General features: G+C 52.0%; 15 protein-coding genes and 1 riboswitch. Of the genes, 7 read left to right on the plus strand and 8 right to left on the minus strand.

Annotated features, from left to right (window positions below):
- Positions 1 to 116: 116 nt before the first annotated feature.
- The 4 genes from ABYP33_RS02650 to ABYP33_RS02665 form a co-directional block, all read right to left on the minus strand.
- On the minus strand, positions 117 to 998 hold the full coding sequence (locus ABYP33_RS02650; RefSeq protein WP_373088069.1) for a cobalamin-binding protein: 882 nt from the start codon (positions 996 to 998) through the stop codon (positions 117 to 119).
- Positions 998 to 1,606, minus strand: a complete 609-nt coding sequence (cobO, locus tag ABYP33_RS02655; RefSeq protein WP_373088072.1) for a cob(I)yrinic acid a,c-diamide adenosyltransferase — start codon at positions 1,604 to 1,606, stop codon at positions 998 to 1,000. The genes ABYP33_RS02650 and cobO overlap by 1 nt, the downstream gene beginning before the upstream one ends.
- 73 nt (positions 1,607 to 1,679) lie before the next feature.
- Entirely contained in the window at positions 1,680 to 3,551 is a 1,872-nt protein-coding gene (locus ABYP33_RS02660) for a TonB-dependent receptor domain-containing protein (protein ID WP_373088075.1), read from the minus strand.
- A gap of 89 nt (positions 3,552 to 3,640) precedes the next feature.
- A riboswitch (cobalamin riboswitch) is annotated at positions 3,641 to 3,822 on the minus strand.
- Between the two features lie 52 nt (positions 3,823 to 3,874).
- Positions 3,875 to 4,804, minus strand: coding sequence for a 2-dehydropantoate 2-reductase (locus ABYP33_RS02665; protein WP_373088078.1), 930 nt, complete (start codon positions 4,802 to 4,804; stop codon positions 3,875 to 3,877).
- 95 nt (positions 4,805 to 4,899) lie between these two features.
- Here ABYP33_RS02665 and ABYP33_RS02670 point away from each other — a divergent pair, with 95 nt between their 5' ends.
- Together ABYP33_RS02670 and ABYP33_RS02675 are read left to right on the plus strand one after the other, a co-directional pair.
- Entirely contained in the window at positions 4,900 to 5,382 is a 483-nt protein-coding gene (locus ABYP33_RS02670; protein WP_373088081.1) for a YajQ family cyclic di-GMP-binding protein, read from the plus strand.
- Positions 5,383 to 5,480: 98 nt separating this feature from the next.
- Positions 5,481 to 6,761 carry an AmpG family muropeptide MFS transporter gene (locus ABYP33_RS02675; protein WP_373088084.1) on the plus strand — a complete coding sequence of 427 codons (1,281 nt, stop codon included), beginning with the start codon at positions 5,481 to 5,483 and terminating at the stop codon, positions 6,759 to 6,761.
- A gap of 86 nt (positions 6,762 to 6,847) precedes the next feature.
- Here ABYP33_RS02675 and ABYP33_RS02680 read toward each other — a convergent pair whose 3' ends face one another.
- Genes ABYP33_RS02680 through ABYP33_RS02690 form a run of 3 tightly spaced genes read right to left on the minus strand, consistent with a single transcriptional unit; the run spans position 6,848 to position 8,855 of the window.
- The gene (locus ABYP33_RS02680) at positions 6,848 to 7,150 is read right to left on the minus strand and encodes an MGMT family protein (protein WP_373088086.1); all 303 of its coding nucleotides are present in this window, start codon (positions 7,148 to 7,150) and stop codon (positions 6,848 to 6,850) included.
- Positions 7,147 to 7,797 carry a carbonic anhydrase gene (locus tag ABYP33_RS02685; RefSeq protein WP_373088089.1) on the minus strand — a complete coding sequence of 217 codons (651 nt, stop codon included), beginning with the start codon at positions 7,795 to 7,797 and terminating at the stop codon, positions 7,147 to 7,149. Before ABYP33_RS02685 ends, ABYP33_RS02680 begins: the two co-directional genes overlap by 4 nt.
- 26 nt (positions 7,798 to 7,823) lie before the next feature.
- The gene (locus ABYP33_RS02690) at positions 7,824 to 8,855 is read right to left on the minus strand and encodes a phospholipase A (RefSeq protein ID WP_373088092.1); all 1,032 of its coding nucleotides are present in this window, start codon (positions 8,853 to 8,855) and stop codon (positions 7,824 to 7,826) included.
- A 151-nt stretch (positions 8,856 to 9,006) separates the two neighbouring features.
- On the opposite strand from ABYP33_RS02690, the gene ABYP33_RS02695 reads away from it, so the two are divergent.
- The 3 genes from ABYP33_RS02695 to groL all read left to right on the plus strand — a co-directional run bounded on the left by ABYP33_RS02695 (position 9,007) and on the right by groL (position 11,730).
- Positions 9,007 to 9,498 (plus strand): FxsA family protein, encoded by a 492-nt coding sequence (locus tag ABYP33_RS02695; RefSeq protein ID WP_373088095.1) that lies wholly within the window; start codon positions 9,007 to 9,009, stop codon positions 9,496 to 9,498.
- Between the two features lie 222 nt (positions 9,499 to 9,720).
- Positions 9,721 to 10,011, plus strand: coding sequence for a co-chaperone GroES (gene groES, locus ABYP33_RS02700; RefSeq protein ID WP_251088751.1), 291 nt, complete (start codon positions 9,721 to 9,723; stop codon positions 10,009 to 10,011).
- 54 nt (positions 10,012 to 10,065) lie between these two features.
- The gene (gene groL / locus ABYP33_RS02705; RefSeq protein ID WP_373088203.1) at positions 10,066 to 11,730 is read left to right on the plus strand and encodes a chaperonin GroEL; all 1,665 of its coding nucleotides are present in this window, start codon (positions 10,066 to 10,068) and stop codon (positions 11,728 to 11,730) included.
- A gap of 86 nt (positions 11,731 to 11,816) precedes the next feature.
- Here the strand turns inward: groL and ABYP33_RS02710 are convergent, their stop codons facing one another.
- Positions 11,817 to 12,539: a DapH/DapD/GlmU-related protein gene (locus ABYP33_RS02710; RefSeq protein ID WP_373088098.1), complete on the minus strand. Its 723-nt coding sequence runs from the start codon at positions 12,537 to 12,539 to the stop codon at positions 11,817 to 11,819.
- A 212-nt stretch (positions 12,540 to 12,751) separates the two neighbouring features.
- On the opposite strand from ABYP33_RS02710, the gene ABYP33_RS02715 reads away from it, so the two are divergent.
- On the plus strand, positions 12,752 to 15,073 hold the full coding sequence (locus ABYP33_RS02715) for a thrombospondin type 3 repeat-containing protein (protein ID WP_373088101.1): 2,322 nt from the start codon (positions 12,752 to 12,754) through the stop codon (positions 15,071 to 15,073).
- Positions 15,074 to 15,223: 150 nt separating this feature from the next.
- On the plus strand, positions 15,224 to 15,934 hold the full coding sequence (locus ABYP33_RS02720; protein ID WP_373088104.1) for an SAM-dependent methyltransferase: 711 nt from the start codon (positions 15,224 to 15,226) through the stop codon (positions 15,932 to 15,934).
- The last annotated feature ends 2 nt before the right edge of the window (positions 15,935 to 15,936 follow it).

Here is a 15,936-nt window from a genome sequence, read left to right on the forward strand (position 1 = left end):
CGGCATTGGAAATACTGACGCTGCCGGTGGTAATTGCAAGCGCGAGGGTAGCAAGCGTAAGCAGGGCCAAAACGCTCAGCGGCAGAATGAAGTGTGGCACTGCCCCGCGGCTGGTTTTAACGGCGGCCACGGGCAGTTTCTAAATGTTGGCAGAGCAAGGTAGTGCCTTCCAGTAAGCGCGGGGTTGGCCGCTGAATAGTCGAGGGCGGAATAAAAAATAAGTTGTTGCGACGCACGGCAGTAAGGCCGCCAAAGCGCAGCCACTCGTCCAGCCAGTCGCGATTTTCTTCGCCCATACCACCGGCGATGATGGCCTCGGGGTCGGCGGCCAGTACCGCTTCATTGTCGATGCGGGCGCTGAGATTAGGCAAATTGCCAAACACATTCACGCCGCCGCAAATGCGAGTGGCCTCGCTAATAATATGCTCATTATTCACGGTCATGAGCGGGTTGCTCCATATTTGCTGGAACACGGTAACGGGCGCTGAGTGGCTGTAGCGATCTTCCAGTTCGGCAATACCCGCGCGGAATTTATCGGCAGCGAGTTTGGCCTGTGCCTCACTGCCCGCGAGTTTGCCAAGCCTTTCTAGGCTAGAGCTTACGTCGTCAAAATCATTGAGCTGGGTATAGTAAATTGTGAGGCCAAGTGACTTTAATTTGGCTAATTGCTCGGCGGGATTGCCTTCAATCCACGCAATAAGTAAATCAGGTTTTTGCGCCAGAATCGCTTCTTGGTCAAAGCGATTATAGCTACCAACCCTAGGTAGTGCTTTTGCCGCCTCGGGGTAGTCGCAATAGCTCACTGCGGCAATGACTTGATCACCGCCGCCAGCGGCGTAGATCAGCTCGGTCGCACCGGGGGATAACGCAATGATGCGCTGGGCGGGTTTGCTCAGGCAGACGTCAGCGCCGCTATCATCCCTCACACATATATCCGCGAGGGCCGCGCCGACGCTAAAAAACGTGATGAGTGCGAGGACAAAAATGGGCTTCAACACTACCACTCCACACCCTTGCGGGCTTTTATGCCGTTGTGAAAGGCGTGTTTGGTATCGTCGATCATCGACACGGTGTCGGCCAGTTGTTTGAGCGGTACGGGTGCGCCGCGGCCAGTCACTATGACGCTTTGTTCACGGGGGCGATTGCGCAGGGCGTCGTAAACTTCGTCGGCGTCGAGATAGCCGTATTTTAAAACGTAGGTGATTTCGTCGAGCAATACCAGGTGAATGGTTTCATCTTGCAAGAGCAGCTTGGTTTTCTGCCAAGCTTGCTGGGCGGCTTCGCGGTCTTGTTCTTTACTTTGGGTTTCCCACGTAAAGCCGGAACCCATCACAATAAACGGGACTTCGGGGCAGCGCTGCTGAATAAAATTGCGCTCGCCACAGTCCCAGGTACCTTTAATAAATTGTACTACGGCTGCTTTATAACCGTGGCCCAAGGCGCGAATTACCGTGCCAAAGCCCGAGCTGGATTTACCTTTGCCGGGGCCACTGAGCACAATAAGTACCCCGCGCTCTTCGGTGGCCTGCGCGACTTTCTCGTCGATCATGGCCTTTTTGATTTGCATGCGTTTCTGGTGTTTTTCTTCGTCGCTTAAGCTTGTCATAAGGTCACCTCTTAAATGTACGCAGCCACTTATTGCTAAGTGGCTGCGTTTAAAGCAAAGGCAATGATACCTGTTATTTGGGTGTGTAGGTGATGCTCAGCATGGCTTCGCGGCCAATCGCCTGATAGTCGCCAAGACTGCCGCGGGCAGTGACATACTCGCGGTCGAATATGTTCTTCAAGGCCAAGTTGAGTTTGAGTTGCTCGTTGAAGCGGTAAGAAACGGCACTGTCGACTAAGGTGTAACTGCCCAGCTCGTCGGTATTATTGGTGTCTTCATAGCGCTTGCCAACAAAGCGTAAGCTGGCGCTGGCGCCCCACTGTTGCCACTGGCGATCAGCATCAATATTAAATTGTTTGCTGGCTCGACGCCGCAAATCTTTGTTCGTGCTGGTGTCGGTGGCGTCGAGTAAGGTGGCGTTGGCTTCAATATTCCACTGATAGAGGCTAGTTGCCACGCTTAGCTCAAGACCTTTTATTTCGGCACCTTTGATCTGGTCGGGGCCAAATGTTGCCGGATTGTATTGAATTAATTCATCGACATCATTTTGAAAATAGCTGGCTCCCCAGGTTCCCCAGGCTTGATCGACTCGCAATTCTAATTCACGATTTTCTGAGGTTTCTGGCTTTAAAGTTGCCACGCCGTAAAAGGGGTAATACAAGTCATTAAAGGTGGGAGCATTAAAGCCTTCGCCGTAAGAGGCAATAAGTTTAACGGGCTTAGCAAGCTGAATGCCCACCGAGGCATTGCCGGTGTCATAGGTGCCAAATTGCTCGTTGTCGTCATTGCGGCCGCCGATCGTTAGGTCAACGATACCGAAATCGGCTTGCCACTGGGCGAAAATCGCCTTGTTGGCGCGGCTGTCTTCGCCATAATTCAGGTTGCTATCGACTTCGTCGAGCAGGCGTTCAAATCCCACAGTGAGTACATGGCTGTCACTGAGTAACCAGTCATTTTGTAGGCTATAAATTTTGCGGGTGGTGTCAAAATTATCACCGCTCACACCGACGGCGCTGGGTTCCACATAATGATGTTTGACCTGCGACTGATCCTTGGACTCACCGGCAGATAAAGTCAGTAGCCAGTTTTGCAATAACTGGAATTCCCCGCGAATATTGGCGACATTCACCTCGCTTACCGAGTAGGGCGAACAACTGTAAACAGCGAAAGGTGTGCCGTAGCAGTTGGTGTCGTAATCGCTTTCGCTGCGGCTGTTTTGGTATAGCGCAAATAAGCTGGCGCGGTCGTTTATCTTGTGGCTTGCAGTTAGATTGTAAGCGGTTTGTTCAAAGCCGTCTTTGTCGCCGTGAACGCCGAATTTGCTCTCAGTATTGTCGATGCCGTCGGTGTTTTCTTGTACCGCGCTAAGATTAAACTGAGTTTGACTATTGCCACCGCTAATGGCCGCGAGGGCTTTGCTGCCGCCTTGGGTGCCAATGCCCAATTGCAGCATGGGCTTCACGCCGTCGGTGTCGTGGTATTTGCGGGTAATTATATTCACAACGCCCCCGATGGCTTCGGAGCCATACAAGCTAGAGCGCGAGCCGCGCACAATTTCAACGCGTTCAATCAGCTCTGGTGGCAGGTTGGTTAGTGATGGGCTGCCCAGGGTGGCGGAACCAATCCGGACGCCGTCAACTAGTACCAAGGTGTGGTTGCTCTGATTGCCCCGCAGAAACAGGCTGGCATTGGCGCCCCGCCCGCCATTGCGAACAAAGCTCACCCCCACCGCGCGCGACAGGAGTTCTTGTAAGTCGACAGGTTGAATGCGCTCGATATCGGCGCGCTCAAATACTGTGACCGGTGCCAAACTGTCGGCAATCGCTTGTTCGGTGCGGGTCGCAGTGACGATGGTAGTTTCCATCTCGCTGTGGGACTGGGCCGACGTAGCCGATGCCGCAATACTTAAAACGCCGCTTAATGCGCTTAATATGAATTTGTTCATGGTTAACCTCAAAGCTAGCTAGGGAAGCAATGAGGGAGGGGTAGGGGCTATATACAAGTATACGACCGCTGATGGAGCCCTCCGCTTCATCGGGTGAATCGGTAGTAGGCCGGTTCCGGGCTTGCCCTATCTTGTACTCGACAGTGGCTTACCGTTGCGGGGGCAGCGTCGGACTTGGTGGTGTTCTGTATGAACACGCCTCACCGGACTTCCCGTTTAACTCATCGCCGCGAATAACGCGGGCTTGAGCACCTATTACGTGGCGCGCACTCTACGGCTATGGTGTTATTTTGTCAAATTATGGTGGGCCGAGAATCGCTAGCTTAGACGCGATTTTGTAATGAAATCCGTTGAACGTCGTCGAGCAGGTGTTGATTGGCGGGTAGACGTAAGCCCTGTTCTGCGGCGAGCCGACACAGATAACCCGTAATCGCCTCAATCTCGGTTTCTTTGCCAGATTCAATATCTTGAAGCATGGAAGAACGGTTGTTGGCGGTAGCGCGGGCAACGTCAAGTACTTGCTCATGCAAGTTAGCGAGGTTTTGGTCGAGGTTCAGGATTTTGCTGAGCTGTAGAATTTCTTCTACCACGCTAGCGATTTGCGCAAGGGCTTCTGGCTTGTCGAGCAATTCGCCATTGCGGCAGCGATGAATAACCGTGAGGGGGTTGATCGCGCAATTAATAGCGAGCTTGCGCCAAAGCACGGCGTCAATATTGTCACTTGGTGATACTGTTAGTGGAGCAAAACTCAGGGATTGAGCGATGGCGTCTGCCTTGTCAGCTGCGCTGCCCATTAAGGTTTGGCCGCGCCCAGCGTGAACGACCGCAAAGCGGCTGGGCCGGTAAGCGCCCTCGGTGGTGGAGGCTTTAAATAGTCGTGCTTTGGGGAATTGCTGCTGGACTTGCTCGGCGATACCGAGGCCGTTTTGTAATAGCACCAAGCTGGCGTCGGGCTGAATATACTCTGCTATCGCTGCCAATGCCGTAAGGGTTTGCTGGGCTTTGGTGGTGATCAGCAGCTGTTGAATGGGGGCTGCGATTGTTGTTGGGCAGCGGGCGGGAATATTGAGTAAGTCAGTTTGCCCGTTAGCCGTGAAGCAAATGCCGCCGTGCTGGCGATAAGCTGCTAAGCTGCTGCGGTCACGAAAGATGAGTTCAATATTATGGCCGCTGCGCTGGGCATAGCAGGCCCATAAGTTGCCAATGGCGCCAGCGCCAAGAATCGACCATGTTGGATTCGCGGTGTTGCTCACTGTGTTTTTCTGTTCATTTGCTTGATCCTACACATTCAGTCCGCAGTCTCGGGATGCTAAACTGCGCGGCGCAACATAACAAAGGAATTTAGGCTATGCCAGCGTTTGATATTGTCTCAGAAGTGGATTTACACATCTTTACTAATGCCGTTGATCAGGCAGGGCGGGTCATTGAAACCCGTTTTGACTTTAAAGGTGTGGATGCGCGTTTTGAACGCGACGGATTGACGGTAACCATGTTCGCAGAGGCGGAATTTCAATTACAGCAAATGGAAGACCTGCTGCGTGCTGCGTTAGTAAAAGTGAAAATCGACCCCCTCGCTATGGAGGTGGGTGATGTGAAGGGCGCCGGTAAGCAGGTAAAGCGGTTGGTTACCATGCAAAGCGGCCTGACCTCGGATGTGGCGCGCAAAATCGTTAAATTGATTAAAGACCGTAAGCTTAAAGTGCAAAGCCAAATTCAAGATGAACAAGTGCGGGTAACGGGTAAAAAACGCGATGATCTGCAAGAAGTGATGGCGATATTGCGCGCCGAAGAGCTGGATCAGCCCCTGCAGTTCACTAATTTCCGAGATTGATCGCGGCTTTCATGCGTCAGCGCAAGGGCTGGATTTTCCGCTCTTGCATTCGCTGTCCCGCAAGCCAGAATGAACGCACTTTGTACTCGGAACCGGCCATGACTGAACAGTCCCCACCGCCCATGCCAAGCCCTGCGCCCCTGACTTGGCGCCAGGCGATTTTTAATCGCCATATGTTTATCTGTGTATTAACCGGCTTTGCCTCTGGCTTGCCCCTGTATTTCTTAATTCAGCTGGTCCCAGCCTGGTTGCGCAGCGAGGGTGTGGGCCTGACCGAGATTGGCTTGTTTGCGTTGATTGGCTTTCCCTATAACTGGAAGTTTGTTTGGGCGCCGTTGATGGACCGCTATGTACCGCCATTTTTTGGGCGGCGGCGGGGGTGGATGTTAATCAGTCAGCTGGGCTTGATTGTGTCAATGGCGGTGTTGGGGTTTATCGACCCTAAGTTTTCGGTGGGGCTTGTCGCCTACGGCGCGGCGGCGGTGGCCTTTTGCAGTGCCAGTCAAGACGTGGTGCTTGATGCGTATCGGCGGGAATTATTACGTGATGATGAGTTGGGACTGGGCAATGCGATTCACGTGCAAGCCTATCGCTTGGCGGGCTTGGTGCCGGGCTCTATCGGTGTGATTTTGGGCGACTATTTACCGTGGAGCACGGTGTTTGTGGCCATGGCTGCGTTCATGCTGATCGGTGTGGCGATGACCCTGTGGATTGAGGAAGCGGCGGACGCCAGCATTGCCCCGTTGAGTTTGCGAGCGGCGATTGTTGAGCCTTTCAAAGAATTTGTTAATCGTAAAGGTTGGGCTAGCGCGCTTTACTTGCTGTTGTTTTTGTTTCTTTACAAACTCGGCGACAATATGGCCACTGCGCTGTCGTCGCCGTTTTACCTCGACCTTGGTTTTACTCTCACGGAAATTGGCACCATTGCCAAAACCGCTTCGCTGACTGCCGCGATTATTGGTGGTCTGGCTGGTGGCATTATTATGATTCGGCTTGGTATTAATCGTGCGCTCTGGGTGTTTGGGGTGGTGCAGGTAATGAGTATTCTCGGCTTTGCCGCACTGGCAGAAATCGGTCACGACCGCTTTGCGCTCGCGGTGGTCATTGTTTTTGAGTATCTGGGGGTCGGCCTCGGTACCGCTGCGTTTACGGCGTTTATTGCCCGTGCTACCACGCCCGCTTACGCCGCCACGCAGTTCGCCCTATTCACCGCCTTAGCGGCGGTGCCTCGCACCTTTGCAAATGCCACCACAGGGGTTATTGTGGAGTCAGTAGGCTGGACGAATTTTTACCTGCTGTGTACGGCTATTGCGGTGCCGGGGATGTTGATGCTGTTTAAAGTCGCGCCGTGGACGGAAAAAACGTCGGTAGACGCTTGACGGGAGATGGGAGACGCTAAAAAAACAAACCATGCACTGATTGTGCTTTTGCGTTCACCGTCTCCCGTCAAGCGTGCCGCATCGCGTCAAGGCCACCGCCGCTGGCGCCAATACACTTTCCCCGAGATATCCGCACTGCCTTCCTGAATTAAGGCGTTCAACTGCCGTTGATAGCGGTCGCTGCCAATAGGAAAGCTAATTTTGCCTTGGGCGTTGATGACTCTGAACCAAGGGAGTTTGGTGTCGCTTGGGGTTTGGCTAAGAAGTTTGCCAACCCGCCGGGCTTGGCCCGGCAGGCCGGCGAGTTTGGCTATATCGCCGTAGCTGCATAGCCGTCCTTCAGGTATGCCCTGAAGGACGGCGTAAAACTGCTGGGCGGCTTCACTCATTGCGCTTCGAGGTTGCGGGTACGTTCCCAGTAATCTTCGTAGAAAAAGTCGACCTCACCGGTTTCTAGGGAGTACTCGGCACCGACCACCATCAATTTTCCTTCGCTGATGAGCTTTTCTAGGGTAGGCGAGCCACTGCTGAGGTGTTCTACCGAGGTGCGGACATTGGCGCGAACAGATTGCTCGATCAGGGCTTTATGGTCATGGCGCAGCTCGGTCGTCATCAGGGTTTCTACCGCGGGGCGAATCCGCTTAACAATGGAATGCAGATTCTGGGAGGGGATTTTGCTATTGCCGGTGAGTACGTCCACGGTGGCTGAAATAGCGCCGCAGTTGGAGTGGCCCAGTACCACGACAAGCGGTGTGCCAAAATTGAGGGCGGCAAATTCAACGCTGCCAATGCCCGACGGCGCAACCACATTGCCCGCGACCCGAATAACAAAAAGGTCTCCTAGACCTTGGTCAAAGACCAATTCCGCTGGTACCCGGGCGTCGGAGCAGCCCAATACGATAGCGAAGGGTGCTTGAATCTCAACTAATTCCGGTCGTTTATTATGAATGATACTGGCGGTTTCACTGTTTAACTTGTCTACAAAGCGGGCGTTTCCGGCTTTTAGTCGTTCCAGTGCTTCTTGAGCGTTAATCATTGTCATGTTTCCGTTTTCAGTGGGGATTACAGCCAGTCGCTGATCAGTACGCCGATACCGATACTTTCGATGGCGTTATTGTATTCAATCAGACTCTCTCCGTAGCCATTGAAATACTTTACATAGGCCTTAACTCGGGAATTGATCGGGAAGCTCCAGCCGAGCTCCATCGCCCCTTTGTTTTCGCTACGCAAGTTGTTGCGAAGCATGAGGCTCAAGGTGCGATTATGCCAATTATAAATTCCCATCCATTCGAAATGGCCTAGGTATTTTTCAATATTTGGGTTGTTGTCGTCCTCCTTGTCTTCTTTCAGGCGATACCAAGGTTTGAAGGACATCGCAAAGCGATCTCGTTCAAAAATGAAATTAAGCATCAGCCGGTTCCAGCTGCGTGATATCGGTTCACTGCGACCGTTCGATTGATGGTTAAATATCAGTTGGTTGCCAACATTGCGAAAGCCGAGCCACTCCCCGTCATTGGTGAAGGTGAGCATGGCCTCTGGCTCGTGGTTCGTTTCACGAAATGGGGCAGACGTCACGCTGTTGTAGGCTTGCCAGAACGAACGGTTGGTGTAACCCATGCTGAGATAACCGTTGTTCTCAAAAATCGACTCCCAAACCATGACTTTTATGCTGAGCTGAAATTCTAATTCAGTATTGTCTTGCTGAATATCAGCGCCCGGCACCAGGCTATTATAATCAACGATGTCGTCTCGGTAAGAGATTGGCAGTATGTAATTGCTTCTATGGGGAGTTAAGACAAAGGGGTTGTCATGAGTAAAACGCTCTAATTCAAAGCGTTGCTGGACTACCCCGCTATTGCTGTGAGAAGGCTCAGTAATAGTCTGTTCGGACTGTCTTTCGGTAGTTGGGGCGGGGGTGTCGGTGGTGCTCCACCGCGGAGATTGACAGAGCGCCCGGAGTTCGGCGACGGTGGTCGATTCTGATGCTGACTGGGCCGCAAGGGTGAGGCAGTCCGGGCTTGCTGTCGCAAGTGGCGCGGCTAACGCGCTGCAGATGCTGAGAATAAGCAGTTTACCGTGCTGATGGTGTTTCATTTATGATCCGTATTGCGGCGTGGCAAACTAGAATTGTAAACCAATGCTGGGACATTTAACGGGCAATTTTTCAATTGCGCTACGCGCCCTTGAATTTGTGGCTATTTCCCCCCATTTATTGAGAAACCCTATTTATTAAAGTGAGCTTTTGATGCGCTTTTTGTTTGTCTTGTTTGTGGTTTTGCCGATATTGGAGATGTGGCTGTTAATCGAGGTAGGTGGCCTGGTCGGCAGTTTGCCGACGATTGGCATGGTGGTGTTTACTGCCGTGGTGGGCGCCGCACTGCTAAAACAGCAAGGTGTAGAAACACTGACCCGCGCCCAACAACGTCTAAGTAGCGGCCAAGTGCCCGCTACCGAGATCTTGGAGGGTCTGCTATTAGCGGTGGGCGGTGCGCTGTTGCTTACGCCCGGTTTTATCACTGATACCTTGGGGTTTGTGTGCCTAATTGGGCCGTTGCGGCAATGGCTTGTTGGCCAATTATTGATGCGCGGGGTGATGCAGGTGAATAATTTTCAAGCAAGCGGGTTTCAGTCCGGGGGCGCTCGCTTTACTGACGCCGATAATGCCGACGCCCCAGTGAACCCGACTGCTCGGCGGGAGAGCGTGATAATTGAAGGCGATTACAAAAAAGAAGAATAATTTTCTTGCCGGGCTCTTGAAAAGCATTTGCACAGCCCCATTTACAGGACAGCCCACGGTGACTTGGCAGTGATAAGCCTCGTTTTCCCTGTTGGGATGCGTGCTGTTTCCCAATCCGTAACGAAAGGGGGGTCAGGTCAAAAGGTAGTGCTGCTTTTGGGCTGACACCGGTTTAACCGGTCAATAAATTCTAAATCATTGATTGAATGGAGATTGATAAAAATGAAAATTCGTCCGTTATACGATCGCGTTGTAGTTCGTCGTAAGGAAGAAGAGCAGACCAGTGCGGGCGGTATTGTTCTGCCAGGTTCTGCTAAAGAAAAGCCAAACCAGGGTGAAGTGATCGCCGTTGGTGAGGGCAAATTGTTAGAAAGCGGCGAATTGCGTCCGGTTGGCGTTAAAGCTGGTGATGTCGTTATTTTTGGTCAGTACTCCGGTAGCACCGTAAAAGTCGACGGCGAAGAGTTGATCGTTCTGAATGAATCAGAAATCTTTGGTGTAGTAGAAGCTTAAGTCCGGCAAAAGATTTTTTTGAATCAACGAATTAGTTAATAGAAGGATTATAAGATCATGTCAAAAGACGTAGTATTTGGAAACGAAGCGCGCCAGCGCATGGTGGCTGGTGTCAATATCCTAGCTAACGCAGTGAAAGTTACTCTTGGCCCTAAAGGCCGCAACGTGGTACTTGAGAAGTCTTACGGTGCGCCAACCATCACTAAAGATGGTGTGTCTGTAGCCAAAGAAATCGAGCTAGAAGATCGCCTAGAAAACATGGGCGCGCAAATGGTTAAAGAAGTGGCGTCACGCGCTTCTGACGATGCCGGTGACGGTACTACCACCGCTACTGTATTGGCTCAAGCAATCGTAAACGAAGGCCTGAAATCAGTTGCAGCGGGTATGAACCCAATGGACATTAAGCGCGGTATCGACAAAGCCATTGCCGCTGCTGTTGAAGAAGTTAAAAAGCTGTCTAGCCCCTGCGCAGACGCTAAAGCGATCGCTCAAGTAGGTACTATTTCGGCAAACAGCGATTCAAACATTGGCGACATCATTGCTGAAGCAATGGATAAAGTCGGTAAAGAAGGCGTTATCACTGTTGAAGAAGGCCAGGGTCTGCACAATGAATTAGACGTCGTTGAAGGTATGCAGTTTGACCGCGGCTATTTGTCTCCTTACTTCGTTAACAACACTGAGAACATGAGTGTTGAGCACGACAGCCCTTATATCCTGTTGGCTGACAAGAAAATCTCCAATATCCGTGAAATGCTGCCACTGCTAGAGCAGGTCGCTAAGTCTAGCCGTCCGTTGGTTATTGTTGCTGAAGACGTTGAAGGCGAAGCGCTGGCAACATTGGTGGTTAATACCATGCGCGGTATTGTGAAAGTTGCGGCCTGTAAGGCACCTGGCTTTGGCGATCGTCGCAAAGCAATGTTGCAAGACCTTGCGATTCTGACTGGCGGCACTGTGATTTCAGAAGAAGTTGGTCTGGATCTTGAGCAAGCCACATTGGAGCACCTTGGTACTGCTAAGCGCGTAACCATGGACAAAGAAAACACCGTGATTGTTGACGGTGCTGGCGATGCTGCTGCTATTCAATCTCGCGTTGCTGAGATCCGTACACAAATCGAAAACACCAGTTCAGATTACGACCGTGAGAAATTGCAAGAGCGCGTAGCGAAATTGGCTGGCGGTGTAGCGGTTATTAAGGTTGGCGCTGCCACTGAAATGGAAATGAAAGAGAAGAAAGCCCGCGTTGAAGATGCGCTGCATGCAACTCGCGCTGCGGTAGAAGAAGGCGTGGTTCCTGGTGGTGGTGTTGCGCTGGTTCGTGCAATCGCTAATATTGGCACTATCGAAGGTGACAACGAAGACCAGACTGCTGGTATCAATGCGGCTTTGCGTGCTCTGGAAGCACCGCTGCGTCAAATCGTGACCAACGCAGGTGATGAAGCTTCAGTGGTACTGGACAAAGTGCGCAATGGCACCGGCAACTTTGGTTACAACGCCGGTACTGGCGAATACGGCGATATGATGGACATGGGTATTCTTGATCCTGCCAAAGTAACCCGTACTGCACTGCAGGCTGCTGGTTCGGTTGCTGGTCTGATCATTACTACCGAGTGCATGATTGCCGACGCACCAAAAGCTGAGTCTGGCGCTGGTGGCGGCATGCCAGACATGGGCGGCATGGGTGGTATGGGCGGTATGGGTGGCATGGGCGGCATGATGTAAGCAGTCCTCTGCTCTAAGTCCCACTTTGGTGGGGCTTTATCGCTTTTCAAACCCCGGCCTTGATCGGGGTTTGTCATTTTGGGGGCTTAGTCTTGTTGATTCGGTTTGAATAATACCCGCAGCCAATTGCGCCAGCTATTATTCTCCATTGCCATCTTGGCGAGTCCGTCCTGAATTTCATAGTAATGTTCAGAGTCCTGAAACAAGACTTCACGTTTCAACATTCGACGTTGGGGATTTATGGTCTTGATTACTCGCGCGGGATTACCCGCAGCAATTACGTTGGCGGGAATGTCTTTAGTGACAATGCTGCCGGCACCAATCACGCTGTTCTCGCCAATGCGCACACCTTTGTTGACAATGACGCGCTCACCCAGCCAGACGTTGTCTTCTAATACCACCTGCTTTTCGCTGCGGAAGGGGCGGATGCGGTTGTAAATGCCGTGCCAGTCGCTGTCGCTGATATAAACATTGGCGGCAAACATGCAGTTGTCACCAATGCGGATGGATTTGGCTGCAGAAATTCGTACGCCAGGTGATATTAAGCAGTAATTGCCGATGCGAATTTCCGATTCGCCGAGCCGGCTCGGCCAGCTGGTCAAACGAATAATATTGTCTGGCGAAGCGATAATATGCGCGTGTTTCCCCAAATGAATGTTGTTGCCAAAAATGGCTACACTGCGCGGGTTTACTACGTCGGGGAGGCTGCCTAAGCTGTCGAATTGGGGTGCGATGTACCGGCGGACATACCAGGTATTTATTGTTTTGCTTAGGCGGTGAAGCGCAAGAGGTATGCTGCTGCGTCGCAATGTGGAGTTCCTGAAGAGAGCGCTCAATGGCGGGAATGGGCTTGGTGGGGATTATTTCACGTTGCGCTGGAATATGCACCGAGGATTTTATCTAACGATATTACTATGTTATATCTTGAGAATTCTGGGTAAACATGTTTTAGTCAGTCATTCGCGAATCTAAAACAGGGTTTTTGCGTAAGGATTGGCAATAATAAATTCAGGACATCATCATGTTGAATAGCCGCCTACTAATCACTTTGGTCACGCTTGTCGCCCTCTCTGCCTGTGGCGGCAGCTCTAGTTCGAGTTCTTCGCGTAATCCAGGTTCTAGTGAGGTTAGTCAGCCCGCTGACGGCGATGGTGACGGTGTGGTTGATCCCAGTGATAATTGCCCCGCAGTCGCCAATAGCGACCAAGCCGATGCCGACCGCGATGGTGTTGGCGACGTGTGTGATGATGATGCCGACAATGATGGGGTTAGCGACGAGCAAGATAATTGTCCCGCCGTGGCCAATGCCAATCAGCGAGACCTTGATGCCGATAGTATCGGTGATGCTTGTGACCCCGAAGACAACCGCGACAGTGACGGTGACGGCGTAGGTAATGAAGAGGATCTCTGCGCAAATTCTGCGGCTCAGTCGACCGTCGATGTCCAAGGCTGTTCGGCGGCGCAAACTAATGCCTCCTGTGGAGACAGCTTTGCCACGGTTGCGGCGAACCGCCATTACCAGGTAATTTTACCCTCAGCCAGTGGTGAAAATATCAGTTTTGAAGTATTTGAGCCTGTTGTTCTTGATTGCGGAAAACGCGCTGTGGGTGCCCACCCCTTGGTGTTGCACGGCCACGGTTTTGGCGGCTCAAGGGTTAACGATCCGGCGGCCGGTGATTACAGTGGCAACGCCCTAGATCTGCTCGTTGCGGGCGGTTATCCGGTGATTAGTATCGATCAGCGCGGTTTTGGCGAGAGCAGCGGCACCGTGCGGGTAATGGACCCAGACGTAGAAGGCTTGGATTTATTGCAAATACTGGATTGGGCCGAAGCCAACTTAGATTATTTGGCCTGGCGCGATGAGGCCAGTGGCGAATTGGTCCCACGGCCAGATCCGGCGGTGAGTGTCGCCGGTGGCGTAAACTTGCTGAGTGGCGCCGTCGGTTCTAGCTACGGTGGTGGCTATCAGTTGCTGATTCACGGTGTGGATGAAAAGCAACGTCTGGACGCGATGGTGCCGGATATTACGTGGCATTATTTGCCTTTCAGTTTAAATCCGGGTGATGTGGTGAAGTCCGGCTGGAATTTGTTGCTGGTTGGCGGTGGCGAAGCGGGCAGCTATCAGGCTGGATTTGAGAATCAAGAGTCACCCTTGGCACGAGGCCTCGACCCCTTTGTCAAAGAAGCGTTATTGCGGGGTATTGCGACTAATGAGTTTCCGCGCGATGCCTTGGATTGGTTTGCCTACCACAGCCCGCAGTATTGGTGTGGATTGAACGGCCAGGCGACCATGCCTTATCGTTTTTCTGCCAGTGACCTCAATAACAATATCAGTAGTGAGTTTAACGAGACGCCGGGGAACAATAATTACACCGGGCAGCCGGGGGTGGATATCCTGTTAACGCAGGGTATTCGCGACACCCTGTTTAACTTCAATGACGCGTGGTGGAATTTTCAGTGCCTAAGTGAACGCGCCGCGGGTAGCGGTCATGAGGTTCGCCTATTGACCCATGAGAGCGGCCATATCATTCCTGATTTTGTCGGTGAAACGCCAGAGCCGATTTATTTTCAAGCCTTGGGCGGTAAGTTCGCCTGCGGCGAAAGGACTCAGCGCAGCGCGACAATTGATTGGTTTAATGCCAAATTGCGGGGCCAGGCTGCAGCTGCGGATCTCAGCGGAGAGAATAAAATTTGCGTTTCTCTGGCAGATGACGATGCGGTGAATATTCCGGTCAGTAAGTTTAAGGCTCGCCGTTCGGACAATAATACGACGGCGATTAGCTTCAGTGAATTTAGTAACTTGGCGGTCGCCAATGTGCCCAATGGCGTTGCTGCGCAGACGGCCCATATTCTCGCGCAAGATGTGAGTATTGCCCCGCTACTAACCGTCAGTGATAGCAACGGTCTGATTATTGCCGGTATCCCGCAGCTCGATATTGCAGTGTCTACCCCACAAATGGTGAATGACGAAGCTTGCGCGCTGGCCGAGGTGCCTACTATACGCACCGGCTGCGACAGCATCCTGTTTGTTGGTATCGCGATACGGAATGCCGGTGGCGAGTGGCGTTTACTGGACGATCAGATCATGCCGGTGCGCGGCCTTGGTGATCACGCTGATATCGACTTGGTGGGTATTGCTGAGCGTTTAGCGTCGGGTGATGAGCTGGGTTTGTGGGTCAGCGGCTACCATCCCCAGTATATTGAGTCATTTTCCCGGGACCTGGCGATCCCCGTCGTGAATATTGCGGCCAGTGTGCGTCTACCCTTATTTGCCTTGGATGCCGCTGGTGAACCTGACTTTGCTGTAGACCCGAGTGCTGCGATTGCTGTCGGGGCGCCTTAGTAATACTTTTAGAGTCAGTAATGTGTGCTGGCTTAATTCCCCCTCTTTAGTTACTGACGCCAGAGCGTAATTTACGCGCTGTAGCTCGATAAGAATTTGTGTCGAAGCGCCTGTCGTCTCTATACTTAAACCCATTCTTTTATGAGGCGAGTGCGCCGTTTATTGGGTGAGGGTAATTTGGAACTGTCGTCAATTGTTCCGTGGGGGCGCTCATACGCAGAGTATTGCCGTATGTTTGCCCTTAGCGAAAGGGATTTAGAGGGACATATTCTCGGCTGTGGCGATGGTCCCGCCAGCTTTAATGCTGAGCTGAGCCAAACTGGTGGGCGGGTTATGTCTGTTGACCCGATTTACCAATTCAGTAAAGCGGAAATCAATAGTCGTATTCAGCGTGTTTACCCGGGTATGATCGCTGAGCTTGCTCGCCACGCCGACAGCTATTATTGGAGTAGTTTCAAAGACCCTGGCCACCTTGGCTCGGTGCGGATGTCGGCGATGAATCGGTTCTTAGACGATTTTGATGCAGGCCTCGACGCAGGCCGATATGTTGATGCTAGCTTACCTGAGCTCCCTTTTTTTGATAATGAATTTGACCTTGGCCTGTGTTCGCATTTGTTGTTTTTATACAGCGGGCAGATTGATGCCGCGCAGCATATCGAGGCGCTCACCGAAATGTGTCGGGTGGCCAAAGAAGTTCGAGTCTATCCGTTATTGAGTCTGGATGGCCGCTTGTCGCAGCATCTTCCCGGTGTGTTACGCTATTTTAATGAGCATGAATATCAAGCTGAGTTAAAGCCGGTGCCATATCAATTTCAAAAAGGCGCGAGTGAAATGCTCACTTTGCGGAAAATTATTTGCTAGAT

It is taken from the genome of Zhongshania sp. (assembly GCF_041584495.1).
GTDB lineage: Bacteria > Pseudomonadota > Gammaproteobacteria > Pseudomonadales > Spongiibacteraceae > Spongiibacter.